General features: G+C 46.5%; 13 protein-coding genes. 6 read left to right on the top strand and 7 right to left on the bottom strand.

What is annotated here, in order from left to right; all coding sequences use genetic code 11:
* Positions 1-3 precede the first annotated feature (3 nt).
* The 3 genes from EZE20_RS15960 to EZE20_RS15950 all read right to left on the bottom strand — a co-directional run bounded on the left by EZE20_RS15960 (position 4) and on the right by EZE20_RS15950 (position 2,961).
* On the bottom strand, positions 4-1,557 hold the full coding sequence (locus EZE20_RS15960; protein WP_132119437.1) for a S8 family serine peptidase: 1,554 nt from the start codon (positions 1,555-1,557) through the stop codon (positions 4-6).
* Positions 1,558-1,633: 76 nt separating this feature from the next.
* Positions 1,634-2,356: a tetratricopeptide repeat protein gene (locus EZE20_RS15955; RefSeq protein WP_132119435.1), complete on the bottom strand. Its 723-nt coding sequence runs from the start codon at positions 2,354-2,356 to the stop codon at positions 1,634-1,636.
* 8 nt (positions 2,357-2,364) lie between these two features.
* Positions 2,365-2,961 (bottom strand): RNA polymerase sigma factor, encoded by a 597-nt coding sequence (locus tag EZE20_RS15950; protein WP_132119433.1) that lies wholly within the window; start codon positions 2,959-2,961, stop codon positions 2,365-2,367.
* 141 nt (positions 2,962-3,102) lie between these two features.
* Here EZE20_RS15950 and EZE20_RS24065 point away from each other — a divergent pair, with 141 nt between their 5' ends.
* Positions 3,103-3,477, top strand: a complete 375-nt coding sequence (locus tag EZE20_RS24065; RefSeq protein ID WP_165933490.1) for a LytR/AlgR family response regulator transcription factor — start codon at positions 3,103-3,105, stop codon at positions 3,475-3,477.
* Positions 3,478-3,519: 42 nt separating this feature from the next.
* Here the strand turns inward: EZE20_RS24065 and EZE20_RS15940 are convergent, their stop codons facing one another.
* A complete protein-coding gene (locus EZE20_RS15940; RefSeq protein WP_132119429.1) occupies positions 3,520-7,065 on the bottom strand; it encodes a DEAD/DEAH box helicase in 3,546 nt (1,181 codons plus the stop codon).
* Between the two features lie 281 nt (positions 7,066-7,346).
* On the opposite strand from EZE20_RS15940, the gene EZE20_RS15935 reads away from it, so the two are divergent.
* The 5 genes from EZE20_RS15935 to EZE20_RS15915 all read left to right on the top strand — a co-directional run bounded on the left by EZE20_RS15935 (position 7,347) and on the right by EZE20_RS15915 (position 16,112).
* Positions 7,347-9,143 carry a vanadium-dependent haloperoxidase gene (locus tag EZE20_RS15935; RefSeq protein ID WP_132119427.1) on the top strand — a complete coding sequence of 599 codons (1,797 nt, stop codon included), beginning with the start codon at positions 7,347-7,349 and terminating at the stop codon, positions 9,141-9,143.
* Positions 9,144-9,285: 142 nt separating this feature from the next.
* A complete protein-coding gene (locus EZE20_RS15930; protein ID WP_132119425.1) occupies positions 9,286-9,702 on the top strand; it encodes a hypothetical protein in 417 nt (138 codons plus the stop codon).
* 154 nt (positions 9,703-9,856) lie between these two features.
* Positions 9,857-12,835 carry a protein translocase subunit SecDF gene (gene secDF, locus EZE20_RS15925; RefSeq protein ID WP_132119424.1) on the top strand — a complete coding sequence of 993 codons (2,979 nt, stop codon included), beginning with the start codon at positions 9,857-9,859 and terminating at the stop codon, positions 12,833-12,835.
* A 130-nt stretch (positions 12,836-12,965) separates the two neighbouring features.
* On the top strand, positions 12,966-14,423 hold the full coding sequence (locus EZE20_RS15920; RefSeq protein ID WP_132119422.1) for an amino acid permease: 1,458 nt from the start codon (positions 12,966-12,968) through the stop codon (positions 14,421-14,423).
* A 150-nt stretch (positions 14,424-14,573) separates the two neighbouring features.
* The gene (locus EZE20_RS15915; protein WP_132119420.1) at positions 14,574-16,112 is read left to right on the top strand and encodes an alanine/glycine:cation symporter family protein; all 1,539 of its coding nucleotides are present in this window, start codon (positions 14,574-14,576) and stop codon (positions 16,110-16,112) included.
* 41 nt (positions 16,113-16,153) lie between these two features.
* On the opposite strand, the gene EZE20_RS15910 is transcribed toward EZE20_RS15915, so the two are convergent.
* From EZE20_RS15910 to EZE20_RS15900, 3 genes are all read right to left on the bottom strand, one after another.
* Positions 16,154-16,483, bottom strand: a complete 330-nt coding sequence (locus tag EZE20_RS15910; protein ID WP_132119418.1) for a hypothetical protein — start codon at positions 16,481-16,483, stop codon at positions 16,154-16,156.
* Between the two features lie 179 nt (positions 16,484-16,662).
* Positions 16,663-18,159 carry an ATP-binding cassette domain-containing protein gene (locus tag EZE20_RS15905; RefSeq protein ID WP_228713801.1) on the bottom strand — a complete coding sequence of 499 codons (1,497 nt, stop codon included), beginning with the start codon at positions 18,157-18,159 and terminating at the stop codon, positions 16,663-16,665.
* 87 nt (positions 18,160-18,246) lie between these two features.
* Positions 18,247-19,233 carry a pyruvate dehydrogenase complex E1 component subunit beta gene (locus EZE20_RS15900; RefSeq protein ID WP_132119416.1) on the bottom strand — a complete coding sequence of 329 codons (987 nt, stop codon included), beginning with the start codon at positions 19,231-19,233 and terminating at the stop codon, positions 18,247-18,249.
* Positions 19,234-19,395 lie beyond the last annotated feature (162 nt).

Below are 19,395 nucleotides of genomic sequence, written 5' to 3'. Positions count from 1 at the left end.
CGATTAGCTGAAAGTAATGGTAGGGAAATTAGTGGACTGCACAGAAGACAATGCTGCTGCTCTTGAGCTGGCTGGAGCTGAGGCTACAACAGAAGCTAGAGCTGCTGATACGTAAGCTGCCGCAAATGATGTGCCTTGAATGGGCTCGTCGTTTGCAATGGGTAGTTGAGAGAGGAAACCATTTGATACCGAGGATTTTACGGTTAGCGAAACGGCCATGCCCGTATTGCCAACCACGCGCTCATCATAAAAAGAGTTGACCGTGATGACTCTTTCCAGGCCACCATTGGCAAGAGGCAGTCCAAAAGAGGCCGGGTAGCGCGGGTTAGTATCGAGGTTATAATTGTTGTTGCCTGAGGATGCCACCACCCAGATTTTATGGGTTTGAGTCATAGCTCTTAATTTATTCTTAAAAATAGCAATATTTTGAGTGGATAGAACACCACTAAAACTAGCATTGATGACCTGAATGGGCAGGCCATTACGCTTGCTAGACAGTATATAGTTGCAGCAGCAAAGAACATCAAAGAGCATTCCTATGCCGGCGTTACTGAAAGCTTTGACAGGTAGTACCTGGCACTTATGGTGGCTAAGGATGGCCGAGATAACGGTACCATGCCGACCCACTTGATTTTTTATAACTCCACCGGCATGTTCCTGATCCACCAAATGGTCGTCATAGGGACTTGAAAGTATCTGTGCAGTAGATAAATCATTTAGAACGTCAAGCCTTGAATTTGGGACGGGGCGGACCAAATAATCCGTAATGCCGCAATAGCCATACATAGCTGAAGGCCGACAACCTTTTCTTTTTCTGCGGGCAAGAATGAAATCAACCTTTACGTTATTTTTTTCATAATGCCTTTTGATGAGTGGATTAGGTGGATTGCCGCGACGATCCTCCCATTTATAGTATAAACCCGTGTCCATCACTGCCACAATGGGTTTAGTTCGATGTCCTTGCGATACTTGCTGGAAATAAGCAGCGTCCTGTGTGGTAAAGGGTTTAAAATCAGAAGGGTACACATGTGTTACATCCCCCTCACTGATTGGGGGATGGCCGGGTTTATTATTTGGATTCGGATTTAAAATAAATTCGTTGTCGGTTTGAACAAACAGGCCCGGAAAAGGTACGATATCCCCACTCCCGGAATACGCCGCTCTATCCCATTCTATAAGCAAGGTCAGGCTTGGGCCATGATACTCCGATCGGTCGTTGGGACACTCGCTGATGCGAATGATTCGAAACAGGACTTTTTTTTCTTTGTTCTCCTCAAAACTCCATACGAAGGTGCCTTTGCTGAAAATGGGTGCAGGCTGATTTGAAGGAGGAATCTGCCTGATAATTCTTGTTTTTACCCACTCGGCAAGTGTTTTTTTATTAGTTTTTGAAGGAATACCTGCATGGTCAAAACAGGCTGGATGGATAATTAGAATCTTCTGAACAGGGTTAACCCAATATGGATTTTTCTGTTCATCCAAACGTCTTTCAATTGGTGTGTAAATTCCAAAATTTTCTAATTCTTTCTTGGTCAGGGTAGAAAAGTCGGGTTCCATTGGACAGGGGGTTTAGCGGGTTAATGAGATAGTGGGTATATTTTAACGGATGGGGAGTCAGTACCGATTATTCACGCTATTGATCAAAACTCAATAACCACTTTTCGGCCTGTTCTTTTCCTTCCAGATTCTTTGAAATTACTTCTTTAAGTAAAGATTCAGCCTGTTTTTTATCCAATGGTTCATTTCTTATAAGTAAGGCCAATGCTACGTGGAATGTACCTGGATTTGCGTACAAATCCTTTTGCTGAGCCAGCTTTTCAAAATGAACAATGGCCTGCTCATATCGTTGCAGTCTAAGCGCTGACAATCCCGCCAGATTCAAAGCCTCGGCACTGGCCGGCTGCTGTTGGAGCAGGGCTTGGGCCAGTAGTCCGGCTTTTTCAAACTCCCCTTGATTATAGGAGTCAATCGCTTTTTGCAGGCTATCAGTTCCTGCATCCATAAGGACCGGTAGGCTAGTTAGCTGCTGTTCAATGTAGGTTTGCGCTAGCGCTTGTGCCGTAGGCGAGGTTGGCCGAAGCCAATTCCAACCCAAACCGAGGGCGATTACTAATAGGGCGGCCACAGCTGCCAATGTCCATATAGGACGTATTGGGCGAGGCTGAGGCCTTTGGGCAAGTTCCTGCCACACAGCATGGCGCTCGGCTAGTAGTTCCTGCCTGATGAGTTGCCGGGTTTGTAAATAAAAGGCTACCTCTTCTGCCAGCGTTTGATTTTGCCGTAGGTCTTGCTCAAAAATGCTTTGCTCGGCAGAAGATAACTCTTTATTAAAGTAGGGCTCAATACGTGTATCCATACTCTTGTTTAGTTTTTATAGGCGGAGAGATATAATTCCCGAAGTCGATCCAGACAGCGTTGACGGCTCGTTTTGGAGACCGCTGCTGACTGATAGCCCATTTCCCGGGCAATTTCTACATCTGTAAAACCTTCGCCCCAGGCCCAAAGCATCCGATGGCATTTATCGCCCAGCTGCGTGAGTCGTTGTCGAAGCAGGTCTACATCCTGCTGTTGCATGAGTGTTTGAATGGCCGAGTGGGTATCGTCCGGCAAAAGATTTAACATTTCTGACAGTCCTTCACCCTGAAAGACCTGTGCCTTCTTAGTCGAATGTTTTCGAATAAGGTCAACACATTTGTTTGTAAAAATTTGATGTACGTAGGTTTTGATACCTGATCGCCCCTCAAAACGCCTGGAAATCAGGTGTTCGATGACCGTCAGAATAGTGTCTGAATACACAATGGAGCTGTCATCTTCGGAAAGCGTATGCCTTCGTGCTCCATCCCGAATGAGATAGGTAAAGTTCTGATAGAGGATATTTTCAAAAAAGCGGCGTTCGGACCCACCGGTTCGAATTCCGTCCATTACGCGAGACTCATCAAAGGGTTTACTAAACAGGCTCATAGGAAGGTTTCTTGCGGAGGAAAGGTAAGGAAAATCGTAAAAATAATTACGTGTCCTGTTTCCCTGCGACTAATTTTTTCGACTAAGCTTTTAAATCCGGGGAAAAGAACATCTGCACACAACCTTTTTTACGCATACACTATGAAATCTATTTCACTCACGTCGCTTTGCTCGTATGTACACATCGGCGGGCACACTCAGGTTCACGTAGACGAAATTCTATTTTGTTCCGGAGATCGAAATTATACGCAGGTACATTTTACTGATGGCCGCAAATTGTTGGTAGCCACTACCCTCGGGACCCTCGAAGAGCGTTTATGCGGGCGAGCGTTTATGCGGTTAGGTCGTTCTGAGCTAATTAACTTAAAATATGTGGACCGGTTTGACCAAAACCGGGTTGTGTTGATAAATGGTCAGCAATTCTACCTTAGCCGAAGAAGAAAAAAAAGAATTCATGAATTACTTTGCCAACAGGTTGTGCAGTATACCGAACAGCGGTCCAGTATTGCGTCATGAAATATGGTTGGTTGTTTCATTTCATAGTCCACATCGTATGTATTAGCCAAGCCGCACCAGTTCCTTTAAATCCTGATTGCTTAACTCGCCGATCCAGGTTTCACCGTTTGAAACTGTCAGATTGGCGAGTTCTTTTTTCTGTTGAATCAGCATATTGATTTTTTCTTCAAAAGTCCCCTGTGTAATGAGCCTGTGAACAAGCACACGCCGGGTTTGTCCAATGCGAAATGCCCGGTCGGTGGCCTGAGCTTCTACCGCCGGATTCCACCACAAGTCATAGTGAATCACATGATTGGCAGAGGTTAGGTTCAGGCCGGTACCTCCGGCTTTCAACGACAGTAACAATACGCGCGTGGCGCGGTTGGCCTGAAAATCTTCTACCATCAAATCCCGGTTTTTACGGCTCACGCCTCCGTGCAAAAACGGGACCTCCAGTCCTAAATGGGTTGCAAGTAAGGTTTGCAGGTGCGTGCCCATTTCTTCGTATTGCGTAAAAATCAGGGCTTTTTCGCCCGTGTCTAGCAACTGCCGGAGCAGTTCCAGCAGCAGCACCGCTTTACCGGAGGCTTCCAGCACAAGGTCTCCTTTTTTGAGGTAATGCACCGGATGATTGCAAATCTGTTTCAGGGCGGTCATCATTTTAAAAATAAGGCCACTGCGATTGAAACCATCTTTGGCGCCGTCGATCCCGCGCAGGGCTGCGTCTACGACGCTTTGGTAAAGCGCTGCCTGCTCCGAGGAAAGCTGACAGGACTGATCCATCTCGATTTTGTCCGGCAAATCTTGAATAATAGTCTTATCCGTTTTCAAACGTCTCAAAATGAAGGGTTCGGTCAGGCGTTTAAAAACATCAAGTCGGTGCTGATCGCGATCAACTTCAATGGGAATGGCATAGTCGGTTGTGAACTTTTTCAGCGTGCCGAGATACCCTTTATTCACAAAATCGAGAATACTCCAATACTCACTCAGGCGGTTTTCGACGGGCGTTCCGCTCATGGCAATACGCACGCCGGCCTTTATTTTTTTGACGGCTTTGGTTTGTGCCGTCGCAGGATTTTTGATATTTTGAGCTTCATCTATTACTAGTACGGGCCAGGTGGTTTTTGAAAAAGTTTCCTGCTCGCTACGTACCACGCCATACGTGGTCAGGACCAAATCTGTCTGCGCAAATCCGGCCTGACTGCGGTTGGTACCATGATAAACCACTGCCCGAAGTTCGGGTGCGAAGCGGGCAATTTCCTTGCTCCAATTGGTAAGCAGGGTCGTGGGCACAACCACCAGCCCTTTGTATTTTTTGAAGGCGCCTTCTTCTTTGAATTTTTGTAAAGCCGTAATGACCTGTAAAGTTTTACCCAGTCCCATGTCATCGGCAATCAGACTTCCAAAGCCAATCCGGGCATTTTTGTAAAGCCATTCATAGCCCCGTTGCTGATACGGCCGCAAGGTTGCACGCAGCGTGGCGGGCAATTGTACGGATTCGGGAGCGGTTAGTTTTTTGATTCTTTTGCGGGCAGCGGCTGTCAGCTGAATACCCGTGCCGTTATACTCTTCGGTAAGGGCTGCATGCAGCACCACCTGAGAATCAAGCGCCGGCGGGTTTTTGAGCTTGTCCAGAAGGTTACGAATCTCCTTTTCTTCCAGGAGAACATATTGATCCTTGATTTTGACCAAACCCCGGAAATTTTCAATTAAATGAATAAAATCCGCTGTATTGACCTGTTGATCGCCTACGGCAACTTCCCATCGGAAGCTCAGCATTTCTTCCAGATTTAAGACCGAGCTGGCGCCTACTTTGCCATCTTCCTCGCTGTCGAGGGTCATGGAAAGCTGCGGACGGACGAGTTTTTGCAACGATTTTGGCAGCAAAATCCGGATGCCGAAGAGCCGTAAGGTTGGTAGAATATTGAGCAAAACATCCGGAAATTGTTCGGGAGTAAAGAGCAGCTGCTGCGTTCCTTTGGATGAAATCAGTTGGTTGAGTTGCGGAAAATGATCCGCCATCATCGACAAATCGCGCAGGACACCCATACGAATTGGGGCGTAGTCGGGCTCGTCCATAAAACGCTCAAAAGGGATGGGTGCTTCGGCTCCGGTACCTTTTTTTTCTACCAGCACGTGCATACGGAAATTAGGCGAATCGTCGCTTTCTTCTACCTGAAGGAGCGGCACGTAGTCACGTTGGGCAATGAAAAACTTGTTGAGCCAAAGCTGAATATTTGCGGGAATTTCCTGGCTGTCAAAACTCGTAAACCGGGCATATTCACGCCGGAAAAACAGGTCGTCCAGTTCGGTGTCTTTATAGTGGTAGCGGTCGTTGAACTGCCGGACTCGCTCCGTAAGCAGCAACGAGCAAAGCACCGTAAATTTTTCAGAGGCCAGCGGTTCATAAATATCGTGGCGGCCTATTTTGTAAAATAAAAAATCGGGCGGAAGTAGGGCTTTTACCTGCCCGGCCACCTGCGCAATCTGTTCGTTGAGCAGGGCCGGAATCCAGCGTACAAAGTACGCCTGTTTTTTGAGTTGAACCCGCAGAAGTTGGGGCAGCATTCCGCCTTGCTCGAGGAGCTTATTAACATAGCGGTTGGTGAGGTAGAGTCCTCGCAAAAGAGGTGAAAGCTGCGGCAGTTGACTGTGCGGAAAATGTTGCAGCCAATCCAGAAATTTTGGTAGTTCGTTGAACTGAAAGACCAAACGCTCGTTCATGTCCCGAAAATTGGCCTGCAAAAAAATCATCGCTTCGTCCAGAATCAACTCCCCGCTCTCGATGGCATCCAAATCTTTATCAAACGTGTGCTCGCGGAGTTCATCCAAACCCGACAGCGCCAGCGCTTTGGTGCGCGACTCCTGGTAGAAAGAGCGTAAAACTTGCTTGAAATTCCCTGTTTTATAAAAAAGTGGCTGGTCCGACAGCAGCGAAAGCAGGTGCTCGCGGGACTCAGGCACTACTGAAAAATCAAGCGATTCATACAAATGCTCCTCAGGCCGAAACACGATTTCCTCGCCAAGTTCGCAAGGCTTTCGCAAATCGGCTATGTCCAGAATCTCCACGTCTTTCTGCTCTGCCGATGCCACTCCAAGTGCTTCCAGGCCCTGAAACAGATCAAAGTTGCGCAGTTCAAAAATTAAGAAAGGATTCTTGTCGATTTCGTTGGCAATCAGGTATAACACAGCCGCGCCATGCTTGCACGGGTCGCCCCAGTCAGGGCAGCTGCACGTAGCCTGAAAATCCTTCCAACTGCCCGGAAAGAGATTGATCCCCCGTTCTTTGCTTTCGTTAAACAGCTCGGCGGGAAGTTGACGGTTGAGTAGTTGGGTCAAAAAAAGCGGATTATCTGTAATTAAATCCATGAGCCTCACCTTTTCGTTAGCCGTGAAAGGAGTCAGCGTAAACGAAACTTTGTAAGGAATAGCCCGAGTACCTTTTACTTTGGCCTTGATGGTATTATTGGAAAAGTTAATAGCCAGCACCGCGCCGCCGTTGGCATAGGTACGGCCCCGGGCCAGGCGCCCGCTTTGATCCATTTTTTCAAGTACCTCAATCCATTGTTTTCCCCACCAGGTTTGTCCAAAACTCTTTTTACGTGCCATGAAAGTCCGAAATTCTACTAATAAATGCTGATGGTATATCAACGTTTGAATCTGCAAAAGTAGCCAAAGCTTTTTATACACATTTCTACATCAGGTTGAAAACAGGATTTCCTATTTGAATATGACCACTCGATCAAATAGTGTCTGATCAATTAACTTTTGTTGTTTCTGCTTATGACTTCTTTTCGACTAACCTGTACCTGACCGGAGGATAGACCTCTTGTAATTCTCCTCCGCCGGGTCTTTACTTTTTTTTAAACCTTAAAAGACCCTTTCATTTCATGAATTACCGCAGAGAACAAGCAAAAAAAGTTCGGTATGCTGCCGCAGACATGGCATATAACCGCCCGCACCAACGCCACGTAAACAACGGCGACGAAAACAAATACCGCGTGACTGAGCGCATGGCCGATGGTACATTTGTCAAAGATTTAGGCCCAAGCCTGATTAATAGTTTTACAAAAGGGCTGGAACATGGAGAAAATGGGATTGTAAAAAATGCCGAAGACTTTGCTGCCTTCATCCGTGCAGCTGATTCGGGCGATCTGGAATTGATTCGGAATTTACCGCTTAATGAAAACGTTGCGTGGCTTTCTCCGGTAGCACAGAATGCAAATGGGGAAGGACGTCCCGCTACTATCCGAGCATGGGAGAGCATGGCTTCTGGCCTTACTCATGATTTGCAAGGCCCTGATGCTCAAGCTGTGTGTATTCCGCCGGCGCCAGCACTTGAAAGTGATGAACTTGTGTCTGAATTGGCCGAAATATACTGGATGGCCTTGTGTCGGGATATCCGCTTCGATCAGTTTAGCGGTAATGCTACTATACAGGCCGCTATTGCGCACCTCAATCAGTTACCGTGGCTGGCAAATCCAGCGGAAAGTGGCTTACATGCCTATGAGCAAAACCGTAAGCGGGGGTATTTTGCAGGTGGTGGGCCTATTGCTTTTGATGGAAATACCATTTTTAGAGGGAATATAAAAGGAGACGACATAGGCTTCCATATTTCACAGTTTTTGTATGTAGGCAACAAGGCACTTGGTAACGAACCCAACTCGTTTTCGGAAGCGCAGGGACTTATCCGGTTTGGGAGCTGTATCAATGATCAGCGCGTACGAATTGCCAGTCCGGGTGTAGATTATATGACCACCTGGGAGCATTGGCTAGATGTGCAAAATGGAGCAGATTTGCGTGGATTGGAAAAGTATGTGCCCGTCGAAAATGATAATAACATTGATCGTGAAGTTGGGTATCGTTTCATTATAACACCTCGTGATTTGGCCACCTATGTGCACTACGATGCCTTGCATCAGGCTTATTTTAATGCCTGCCTGATCCTGCTGAACAACGGAATTCCTTTTGACCCAGGTGTACCCTTTCGTAATGTAGATAGTATTGACGCACAAACAGGTTTTGCTACATTTGGTGGCCCGCATATTCTTAATCTTGTGTCAGAAGTAGCCACACGTGCGCTGAAAGCCGTTCGTTATCAGAAGTTCAATGTGCACCGCAGAGCCCGACCAGAACAAATTGCAGGCTGGGTTCATCGATTTAAAAGTGGACAAGGGATGGATCTTGAACCTTTTGAAAAAATTAACGCTAAACTAGGTGCGGATCTTCTAAACCGTGTAAGGCAACATAATGCCGCTCAAAATCCTGAAGGTTCGCCTGACTCATGGCTGCTGCCAATGCCATTTGTTGAAGGAAGCCCCATGCATCCTTCCTATGGTTCAGGACATGCCACAGTAGCGGGAGCCTGTGTGACGATCCTGAAAGCATTCTTTGACGAAGGTTCTATTTTGCCTTTTGCGTATGTTCCAAGCCCACAGGGACGGAATCTTATTCCGGACGCAGCAAATTTGGGTCGGTATACCGTAGAAGGCGAATTAAATAAACTAGCTGCCAATATCGCCTTTGGTCGAAATTGGGCCGGTGTGCATTGGTATAGCGATCAATTGGAGTCATTGCGGCTTGGCGAGCAAATTGCACTTGGTATTCTGGAAGAACAAAAACTTCAATATGGCGAAAATTTCAGCATGAACGTACCGCTCTTTGACGGGACGACCATTCGGATATAGTCATAAATAAATACTAACAAAAACGCCGTCAGATATATAACTGACGGCGTTTTTTGGTGTAATTACAGCGCTAAACAGGCCGCTAGCCCGCTGACATTCACAGATATAAAATGGATAAAAAGTACGAATACTTGTAATTTTCATGTTTTGGCATAAACTTTGCGATCCGTTTACCAAAAACAAAACCGATTTGCACGCAAAACCACAACATATCTCTCAGCTAATGAGCAGCTTACTGGCTGCCCTTATGCTCATTGTGGCAGTTGCAGGAAAGTCATGGACAGTACCTTCCCGGGTAATTGAGAAAGATAAAACGGAACAAACGACCAAAAACACTTCTTCCGAAGCACCCGTAACGGTTAGTGAATTGTCGTTACATGCAGTTGTGATTCCGGCTCTTTCTTTTGACTTTGCCAAGTCGCTGTTTGTTCTTACGCATGTATTCCAGTATAGTTTTGAAGAAAAAATAAAGGTACCTCTCTCGTGCCGAACTCCTTTTTATTATTTCTCCTACTTCCAGTACGTTTTTGGGCATCACATTGCGCCCAATGCCCCCTGAGGCCTGATTCAGGCACGTTTTCGATGAGTTTTGCAGTTTTTTTATGAATATAGAATTGAAAAATTCTTGTCTATTTCTCTGTTTTTACCTCATCGAGAAAAACGTTATTCTTTATTCAAACGTCACTTTTTAGTTCTAAACATTTTTTTCATTCATGCGTAACAAATCCGGAATAATCACTCTGGCGGTAGTTTTGGCGCTTATCAGCATCTACTACCTGTCCTTTTCATTCGTTGCCCGCAAGGTAAAAGCCGATGCGGAAACCTATGCCACCTCTGCCGACGGAAAGGTAGATTACATCAAAAAACAAAGCTATATCGACTCGCTGTGGCGTGAAGATGTATACCTGGGTCATACGCTTCAGGAAGTAATGGAGCGGGAGTTAGGCCTTGGACTTGACCTTCAGGGTGGTATGCACGTGGTACTTGAAGTAGCACCTGCTGATATCCTGAAAGGGCTTGCCGGTGGTAATGCTCGCAGCGCGCAGTTTCAGAAAGCAATTAAAGATGCCGAGGAAGCTCAAAAAAGTAGCCAAAGCAGTTTTGTAAACCTGTTTGTGAGCGCTTATAAACAAGCAGCACCCAATACGAGCCTGGCGAGTGTATTTGCCAATAGTGCAAACCGGGGTAAAATAAACAGTAATTCTTCGGACACAGAGGTAGTTGGTCTTTTGAATGAAGAAGTAGAAAATGCGATTGATCGTGCCTTCAAGATTATTCAGGCACGGGTTGATAAGTTCGGTGTAACGAACCCTAACCTGCAACGCCTTCCCGGCAAGAATCAGATTTTGGTAGAGCTTCCCGGTGTTGATAACCCTGAGCGTGTGCGTCGCCTGCTTTCGGGAGCCGCCAAATTGGAGTTTGCCGAAGTGTATAATACCAATGAAATTGCGCCCGCATTGGATCAGCTTGGTCTTTACCTGACCCGCGAAGAAGCTGCCACCAAAGCTGCCGCACCTGCTACACCTTCTGCTGCTGCCGACACCACCAAACCTGCTGCTGCCAGCAGCCTGGAAGCTCAGCTGGCACAGCGGGCTGATTCTGCTCAGGCCGATACGTCTGCTTTAGCTGCTCAAACCGCTGCCTTGACGAACCTGTTTGTACCGCTTCCACAAGGCTTGGGTGTTTATTTGAAAGATACCGGCCGGGCGGGAGAAATTCTGCGTCGGGCCGAAGTACGTTCGTTTTTTCCGTCGGATCTGGTTTTTATGTGGGATCGTAAAGGAATTGATGCGAATGACGGTCAGCAGATTCTGGCGCTTTATTTTATCAAAAAAACCAACGGTAAAGCTCCCCTCGAAGGCGATGTGATTGTAGACGCTACCAACGATTATGACGAACGCGGACGCCCCGAAGTAAGCATGCGCATGAACGGCGAAGGCGCCCGCAAGTGGCGGACGCTCACTGCCAATAATGTTGGTCGGCAGATTGCTATTATCCTGGACAATCAGGTGTATACTGCGCCAAATGTAAATGGCGAAATTCCAAACGGTAATTCCAGCATTTCAGGAAGTTTTACCGTAGAAGAAACCAAAGACATGGCGAACGTACTGAAAGCCGGTAAGCTACCCGCACCAACCAATATTGTGGAAGAAGCTGTGGTAGGTTCTACATTGGGTTCAGAAGCCGTAACGGCCGGTATCCTGTCTTCGCTCGTGGGTCTGATTGTGGTATTGGTATTTATGGTCGCTTATTATAGCCGCGCCGGCTGGATTGCCGACATCGCCCTGTTCGTCAACTTGTTCTTCCTAATGGGCGTTATGGCTTCCTTGGGCGCTGTATTGACGTTGTCGGGTATTGCTGGTATCGTACTGACGATCGGTATGTCGGTGGATGCAAACGTACTGATTTATGAAGGAATAAAAATTGAACTGGAAAAAGGCAAACCCTTTGGACAGGCGGTTACTGATGGTTTCAAGAGCGCTCTCTCAGCTATTATTGACTCCAACGTTACGACGCTTTTGACAGGGATTATTCTGTTTATTTTCGGTACCGGACTGGTACTTGGTTTTGCAACGACCCTCGTGATTGGTCTTTTGACCTCACTTTTTGCAGCCATATTCATCACACGTCTGCTGCTGGAAGCGCAGGTAAAAAGTGGCAAATCCTTGAAATTCTATTCAGGATTGACCAAGAACTGGTTCAAGGATACCAACTTTGACTTTGTTACCCAACGTAAGCGTTTCTATATCATTTCCGGAATTATTCTGGCAATTGGAGTTGGCTCCTTTATTTTCAAAGGTTTTGGTTTAGGTATTGATTTCAAAGGCGGACGTTCGTACGTGGTTCGCTTTGAGAAAAGTGTAAATACAGACGATGTACGTAGCGCAATGGCCGAAACGCTTGGCTCTACTCCTGAGGTAAAAACCTTCGGTGGATTTGATCAGGTGAAAGTTACTACGGCCTATTTGATTGACGACACATCTCCCGATGCCGACAAAACAGCGGAGGCTAAAATTATGGCGGGTGCTGCAAAAATCACTGGAAACAGCGCTCAAATTGTAAGCTCAGCCAAAGTAGGACCAACAATTGCGTATGACACCATGATCTCGGCTATTTGGGCTATTTTACTCGCCGTAGCGGTCAACTTTGCGTACATCTTCATTCGTTTCCGGCGCGTGGCATTTAGTTATGGTGCCGTCGCTGCACTTTTCCACGATGTGGTTGTGCTATTGGCCATCTTCTCCCTTTTCAATGGTTGGTTGCCTTTCTCATTGGATATTGATCAGGCATTTATCGGTTCTGTTCTAACCATCATGGGATATTCAATGAACGATACCGTAGTTATTTTTGACCGTATTCGTGAATATCTGAACGAGAAAGGCGGGAAAAAAGAAAGCATTCCTACCATTATCAACAACGCTCTGAACAGTACGCTGAGCCGAACTGCCGTGACGGGTATTTCTACCATTCTGGTACTGATCGTTCTGTTGATTTTTGGTGGCGAAGTCATTCGTGGATTTACGTTCTCCATGCTGATTGGTGTGGTTGTAGGTACCTATTCTTCGCTGTTTATTGCGGCGCCTATCGTTGTAGATACTTTGCAGCGTGAGTACCTCAAAAATCCGGCACCGGTTGTGGTAGAGGAAACCACTGCGCCTGTGATCAAAAAAGGAAAAGCAGCCAAAGCGTAATTTTCAATAGAATCGGAGGGAGGGGAACAGTATGTTTTCCTCCCTCTTTTTTTTTACAAATTCCATATCCCGATTTTTATCGTAGTTTAGTAATTCAACCAAATCTGATTTTTTTACAAAAAACTCTACAATGGCAAATCAACTTTGGATAAAAAAGCCGCTGGACAAGCTAATGGCTGAATCTTCTGATGAAGGAAATCAGCTAAAACGTACGTTGAGCGCCACAAGTTTGGTAGCACTCGGAATCGGGGCAATAATTGGTGCCGGACTATTTTCCCTCACAGGTATTGCCGCTGCTGAGCATGCCGGCCCTGCGGTGACCATCTCCTTTGTATTGGCCGCCTTTGGTTGTGCTTTTGCCGGGCTTTGCTATGCCGAATTCGCCTCCATGATCCCTATTGCCGGAAGTGCCTACACCTATTCGTATGCTACCATGGGAGAATTTGTGGCCTGGATCATTGGCTGGGATCTCGTGCTTGAATACGCATTGGGTGCCGCTACGGTTGCCGTGAGCTGGTCGCGCTATTTGCTCGAATTCCTGAGTGGTTTTGGCATTCACCTTCCCGTAGAGTTGGTCTGCTCACCCTTTGAGGTAGTCAAACTGAGCGATGGAACTGTCGTAGAAGGCGGCCTCATTAACCTCCCCGCCATTCTGATCGTAGGTTTACTTTCGCTCCTGTTGATTCGCGGAACGCAGGGCTCAGCGCTGATGAATAATGTACTTGTGATAGTGAAAATCCTTGTCGTCCTGGTATTTATAGCCCTGGGATGGAGCCACATTGATCCAGTAAACTACACACCCTACATTCCTGAAAACACTGGAAGTTATGGGCACTTTGGCTGGTCGGGGATTGCCCGTGGTGCAGCGGTAGTTTTCTTTGCCTTCATTGGTTTTGATGCGGTTTCTACGGCGGCTCAGGAAGCAAAAAATCCGCAGCGCGATATGCCCATCGGTATTCTCGGTTCTTTGATTATCTGCACAATCCTATACGTACTCTTTGCTCACGTCATGACGGGTCTTGTCAACTACACCGAATTTGTGAACGACGCCAAACCCGCTGCAACTGCTTTTGCTAAAACGGGCTATGATTTTTTACAAACCGGTCTGATTCTGGCTATTCTGGCTGGCTATACCTCCGTGATGCTCGTAATGTTGCTGGGGCAAAGCCGGGTTTTTTATACCATGAGTAAGGATGGATTGCTACCACCATTTTTTAGTGTCATTCACAAAAAATATCATACGCCCTGGAAAACGAACTTGTTTTTTCTGGTCTTTGTAAGCTTGTTTGCTGGTTTTGTGCCCGTGAGTGACCTAGGCCATATGGTAAGCATTGGTACACTGTTTGCATTCTGCCTTGTTTGCGCAGGTGTATGGCTTATGCGAATTCGCATGCCTCACCTACACCGTGCGTTCAAGACACCGCTCGTGCCGTTCGTGCCCATCATGGGCATCGGAATTTGTGTGTATCTGATGAGCTCTCTTCCGCTGGAAAGCTGGTATCGACTAGCCCTTTGGCTGGCACTTGGCCTGGCCATCTATTTCCTTTATGGGAAAAAGCATAGTAAACTTAATCAGGAAGATAACTAAGTTTGCAAAATAGTAACAAAGAGCCCGAGGTATTCTACACCTCGGGCTCTTTGTTGTTTATTTGGGAAATTTTATAGTAGTTTAGCATTTTATAGCCAAATAATATTTTCTAATTAAAACCATTAACCATTCATTCAACAAGCCCGCTGTATGAAAAGACTTTCTTCTCTTTTAACTTTATTTCTTGCCTCTTTATCAGGCAGCTCCACATTTGCCCAGGCGGCAGAAGGTGGGCTCGACAAAAAAATCAATGACATGGTGCAGCCCGCCACCGATTGGGTCAGCGGCGTTGTATTTTACTCCGTTCAATTAGGCGCCGAAGCAACTACCAACATGCCTTTGGTGATTATTTTCCTGCTGTGCTCAGCGACCTTCTTCACCATTTATTTTAAATTTATCAATATCCGGGGTTTTGGCACTGCCATTCAAACGGTAAAAGGTACATACAGCGACCCCAATGACGCTGGTGAGGTTTCTCACTTTCAGGCACTTACGGCTGCGGTGTCGGGTACAGTAGGCCTTGGAAACATTGCCGGTGTTGCTATCGCAATTTCACTGGGTGGTCCGGGTGCTACATTTTGGATGATCCTTGCGGGACTTTTGGGCATGTCATCCAAATTTGTAGAATGTACCTTAGGTGTAAAATACCGTGAAATTGGCGCAGATGGCAAGGTTTACGGCGGTCCTATGTACTACCTGACCAAAGGTTTAAAGGAAAAAGGGCAGGCAAAACTGGGAAAAGTACTGGCTGTCTTTTTTGCAATCATGTGCGTTGGTGGTTCATTTGGCGGCGGCAATATGTTTCAGTCTAACCAGGCTGCCAAGCAGTTTTTGGATATGACCGGCAGTACGTCTACCTCCGCCGGAACTATCTTTGGCCTATTTATGGCGGGTATGGTTGCCCTCGTGATTATTGGCGGAATCAAACGCATTGGCGCGGTTACCGAAAAAATTGTTCCGTTTATGTGCGGAATTTACATCCTGGCTTCTTTGGTCGTCATTATTGTGAATGCCGCTAACCTGCCCGCTACGTTGGGTAAAATTTTTGGAGAAGCGTTCTCGCCAATTGCCGTTGCGGGTGGTTTTGTAGGAGTTCTTGTGCAGGGTTTTCGCCGGGCGGCGTTTTCCAACGAAGCGGGCGTAGGCTCAGCAGCAATTGCGCATTCGGCAGTTAAGACTGATTTTCCGGCAAGTGAAGGCATCGTGGCATTGCTCGAACCCTTTATTGATACGGTTATTATTTGTACGATGACGGCCGTGGTAGTGGTCATCACCGGCGATTATGACAACGCAGGCGCAATGGGCGGGGTAGAAATCACCTCGCAGTCGTTTGCGACGGTAATTCCCTGGTTTCCCTACGTGCTCACGGTAACGGTTGTCATGTTTGCCTTCTCGACCATGATCTCCTGGTCTTACTATGGCTTGCAGGCGTGGTTGTTTTTGTTTGGTAAAACAAAACTTAACGACATGTTGTACAAAGTTCTTTTCTGCATTTTTGTGGTAGTGGGCGCCGCAGCAAGCCTTGGAGCCGTAACTGATTTCTCAGATGCCATGATTTTTGCCATGTCTGTTCCCAACCTGATCGGCTTATTCTTCCTGCTTCCGGTAGTGAAAAGTGAAGCAGCCAAATACATGGCATATATTAAAAGTGGAGACTGGAAACAGTATCAGTCAGTTAGCAAGAAATAGTTATATAAGATTATTATTTTTAATACACATTTGCCCGCTTCCTATTTTCTTCGGGGGGCGGGCATTTCGTCTATTCCAAGGGTTGTTAAATGCGGATTGAGCAGGCGCGTACAGATGTTCAGTTCAAAATAACGGACGCCCTCTACTACGAATACGTGCCGAAATTTTCCCCTGCTTTTCAGATTCCGGTATACACCCGAATAATTAATCGTACTGGGCCACCGCTGCGCGCCCAATGCGGTATGAATAGTTTCGATGGCTTTCTTCAAATTGGAGAAATAGGTAATCGTTTCCTCTGGCATTTCAAAAGGATTTGCCTGCACCAACGGACGAATTCGAACTTCATAGATCAATTGCTGCCGTGCACCCATTTTTCTCAGAATGTGGATAAATCCCCCCTTTTTTTACGAAAAACACTTTTTTGATGAATAAACCGAAAAATAATAGAACTATTTTTCAAAGCCTAAACTATTTCTTACTTTGAGGCGTTTTGTATGTGTTGTTTCAGAACAATCAAAAGCAGGCTCTTTCCAGGAGCCTGCTTTTTTATTTATACCCTGCGAATCTCCGCCACTCTTCCACGTTCCAGTTTCAAAAAGTTGTTTACGCAGGATGGAATTTCATGTGGATAGTGCGAAACATAAATCAGTGTGCGCTGATCGCTGCCGCAGAGGGCGTCTACCACCGCTTTGAAATACTCAATCGAACCAACATCCAATCCCTGACAGGGTTCATCCATAATCAACAATGGTGGGTTTTTGACAAGCGCGCGCGCCAGCAAAACCAGCCGCTGCTCACCTTTGGAAAGTTTTTGCAACGGCCGATCCATTTCGGGAGTCAGTTGTAACAAGGCTACCATTTGATGTACCTGTTCGGTTTGGTGAGGATTTAATTTCTTAAAATAAACTCCTGTGGCATCAAAAAAGCCGGAGGCGATTGCCTTGAATACGGTAGTTTCGGTAGGAAAATAAAGGTGCAACTCTGGCGAGACATGCCCAATTTTTTGTTTGATGTCCCAGATTGAAGCCCCTTTTCCTCCTCTTTTTTGATCAAATAAATCATAGTCGTTGGCAAACCGCTGGGGGTGATCAGCTGTCAGAATACTCAGCAAGGTAGATTTTCCAGAACCATTGGCACCCGTAAGCGCCCATTTCTCCCCTTTTTGTACTTTCCAGTTTACCTGATCCAGAACGGCCTTTCCGTCATACACAACCCGAATATTTCTTAGGTCAAAAGCGTGAGCAAAGTCCGGCCCGGAAGGAGCATCAAACGTGGTGAAGTTTTCAAAGTGAGGGTGCGGAGATTCAGAACTCATCATCAAACTCTTCGGCGACCAGTTTTCGAGTGTAGATTGGTTGATAATTCTTCCTTGATTAAGCTCCAAAATATGCGTAAAAAAAGCAGGGATTTCGGAAGGGCTTGTGGCCAGAATGATCGTACTGCCCCGTGAGGCAAGCGTAGCTAATGCCGTACGCAGTACTTCCCGTGAATGCACATCAAGGCCCACAAAAGGATGGTCGAGCAGCAAAATGTCAGGCTTTTTTACCAGCGAACGTGCCAGCAGCATGCGGCGGGTTTCGCCATTTGAGAGCGTAATAAAAGGCTGATCCAGCAGGTGGGTAAGTTGCAGCAAAGAGCAAACTTCCTCTAATTTTTCCTCGGATACAGTGTTCTCTGCCAATTGTACCGACTTGTCATCTACTGTCCCAACGGGTTTCATTTGTTCAGTAAGTACTTCACGCACCGAAGGTGCAACCGCCGCTTCATAGGCCTGAAACCGCTGCTGATAGTACTGCGCAGCAGCACGGGCAATGCGGTTAAAGGAATAGTCATTGGCCACAAATTCAACGACTCCCTGTTTATGGAGCTGACCCTGAGTAGTAGCCCAGCGGCTGGCGAGCGTTTCCAGTAAGGTAGTTTTGCCGGAGCCATTCCCTCCGCAAATGACCCACTGCTCGCCAGGTTTTACTTCCCATGTCAAGTCAAAAAGAACTGGCGAGTCAAATTTTCGGACAGAAATATGTTGGAGTGAAAGTACGGGCATCATGCGTAGGCTAAGGGGCTGAAATACAAAAGCCGCAACGATTAGATTGCGGCCTTTGCGTATTACTAAAAATACATTGACTTTTTCTGATTATTTCTTTTTGTACATTACTGCCTTTACAGCTTCAATCGTACGTTTCACGTTTGGCAGAATCTCTTCAATCAGCGTGGGTGCGTAGGGCAGAGGCACGTCACGGCTGTTGACCCGCATGACGGGTGCGTCGAGGTAGTCAAAGGCAAACCGCTGTACATGATAGGTGATTTCAGACGAAATAGCAGCCAATGGCCAGGCTTCTTCCACCACCACACACCGGTTGGTTTTCTTAACTGACTCGATTACAGTGGCGTAATCAATGGGCCGTACGGTGCGCAAGTCAATCAACTCAGCACTGATACCCTGCTTGGCGAGCTCGTCAATTGCGGGAATAACCACCCGTGGAATCATCTTGCCAAAAGAAACGATGGTTACGTCTGTTCCTTTTCTTTTTATTTCTGCTTTGCCAATCGGAATCAGGTACTCTTCCTCAGGCACTTCCATTTTATCACCATACATTACTTCCGATTCCATAAAAATGACCGGATCGTTGTCGCGAATAGAAGATTTGAGCAAACCTTTGGCATCGTATGGGTTCGCAGGTACGACAACTTTCAGACCGGGTGTGTTGGCAAACCAGTTTTCAAAATTCTGAGAATGTTGCGCACCAAGCTGTCCGGCATTGCCGGTTGGCCCCCGAAACACAATGGGTACATTATATTGGCCGCCCGACATAGATAGCATCTTGGCCGCGCTGTTGATCACCTGATCAATAGCGACCAGCGAAAAGTTGAACGTCATGAACTCAATGATTGGCCGTAGCCCATTGGCGGCAGCGCCCACGCCTATTCCGGCAAAGCCAAGCTCGGCAATAGGTGTATCGATTACTCGCTTGGGGCCAAATTCGTCAAGCATGCCCTGACTTGCCTTGTAGGCACCGTTGTACTCAGCTACTTCTTCACCCATCAGGAATACGCGCTCATCGCGGCGCATTTCTTCTGACATAGCCTCTTTTATGGCATCTCTGAACGCTATTTCTCTCATGTATGCTTTAAAATTTTGAATGATAGAATGAAGGAATGATAGAATGGAATAAGCGAATAGAATCTGATTCTACCAATCTATCACTCATTCGGTGCTTTGCAAGCGCTGTAAAATTAGTCAATGGGGTTCAATTCTCAAATTGTTAACATGATCCAAAGGCAT

Source organism: Arundinibacter roseus (assembly GCF_004348825.1).
Taxonomy (GTDB): domain Bacteria; phylum Bacteroidota; class Bacteroidia; order Cytophagales; family Spirosomataceae; genus Arundinibacter; species Arundinibacter roseus.
This window is presented reverse-complemented; position numbering and strand designations above follow the sequence as displayed.

Bases quoted from the DNA above. Each gene is read 5' to 3' on its own strand.
- EZE20_RS15960 (WP_132119437.1), bottom strand. From the start codon at position 1,557: ATGGAACCCGACTTTTCTACCCTGACCAAGAAAGAATTAGAAAATTTT.
- EZE20_RS15955 (WP_132119435.1), bottom strand. From the start codon at position 2,356: ATGGATACACGTATTGAGCCCTACTTTAATAAAGAGTTATCTTCTGCC.
- EZE20_RS15950 (WP_132119433.1), bottom strand. From the start codon at position 2,961: ATGAGCCTGTTTAGTAAACCCTTTGATGAGTCTCGCGTAATGGACGGA.
- EZE20_RS24065 (WP_165933490.1), top strand. From the start codon at position 3,103: ATGAAATCTATTTCACTCACGTCGCTTTGCTCGTATGTACACATCGGC.
- EZE20_RS15940 (WP_132119429.1), bottom strand. From the start codon at position 7,065: ATGGCACGTAAAAAGAGTTTTGGACAAACCTGGTGGGGAAAACAATGG.
- EZE20_RS15935 (WP_132119427.1), top strand. From the start codon at position 7,347: ATGAATTACCGCAGAGAACAAGCAAAAAAAGTTCGGTATGCTGCCGCA.
- EZE20_RS15930 (WP_132119425.1), top strand. From the start codon at position 9,286: ATGTTTTGGCATAAACTTTGCGATCCGTTTACCAAAAACAAAACCGAT.
- secDF (WP_132119424.1), top strand. From the start codon at position 9,857: ATGCGTAACAAATCCGGAATAATCACTCTGGCGGTAGTTTTGGCGCTT.
- EZE20_RS15920 (WP_132119422.1), top strand. From the start codon at position 12,966: ATGGCAAATCAACTTTGGATAAAAAAGCCGCTGGACAAGCTAATGGCT.
- EZE20_RS15915 (WP_132119420.1), top strand. From the start codon at position 14,574: ATGAAAAGACTTTCTTCTCTTTTAACTTTATTTCTTGCCTCTTTATCA.
- EZE20_RS15910 (WP_132119418.1), bottom strand. From the start codon at position 16,483: ATGGGTGCACGGCAGCAATTGATCTATGAAGTTCGAATTCGTCCGTTG.
- EZE20_RS15905 (WP_228713801.1), bottom strand. From the start codon at position 18,159: ATGATGCCCGTACTTTCACTCCAACATATTTCTGTCCGAAAATTTGAC.
- EZE20_RS15900 (WP_132119416.1), bottom strand. From the start codon at position 19,233: ATGAGAGAAATAGCGTTCAGAGATGCCATAAAAGAGGCTATGTCAGAA.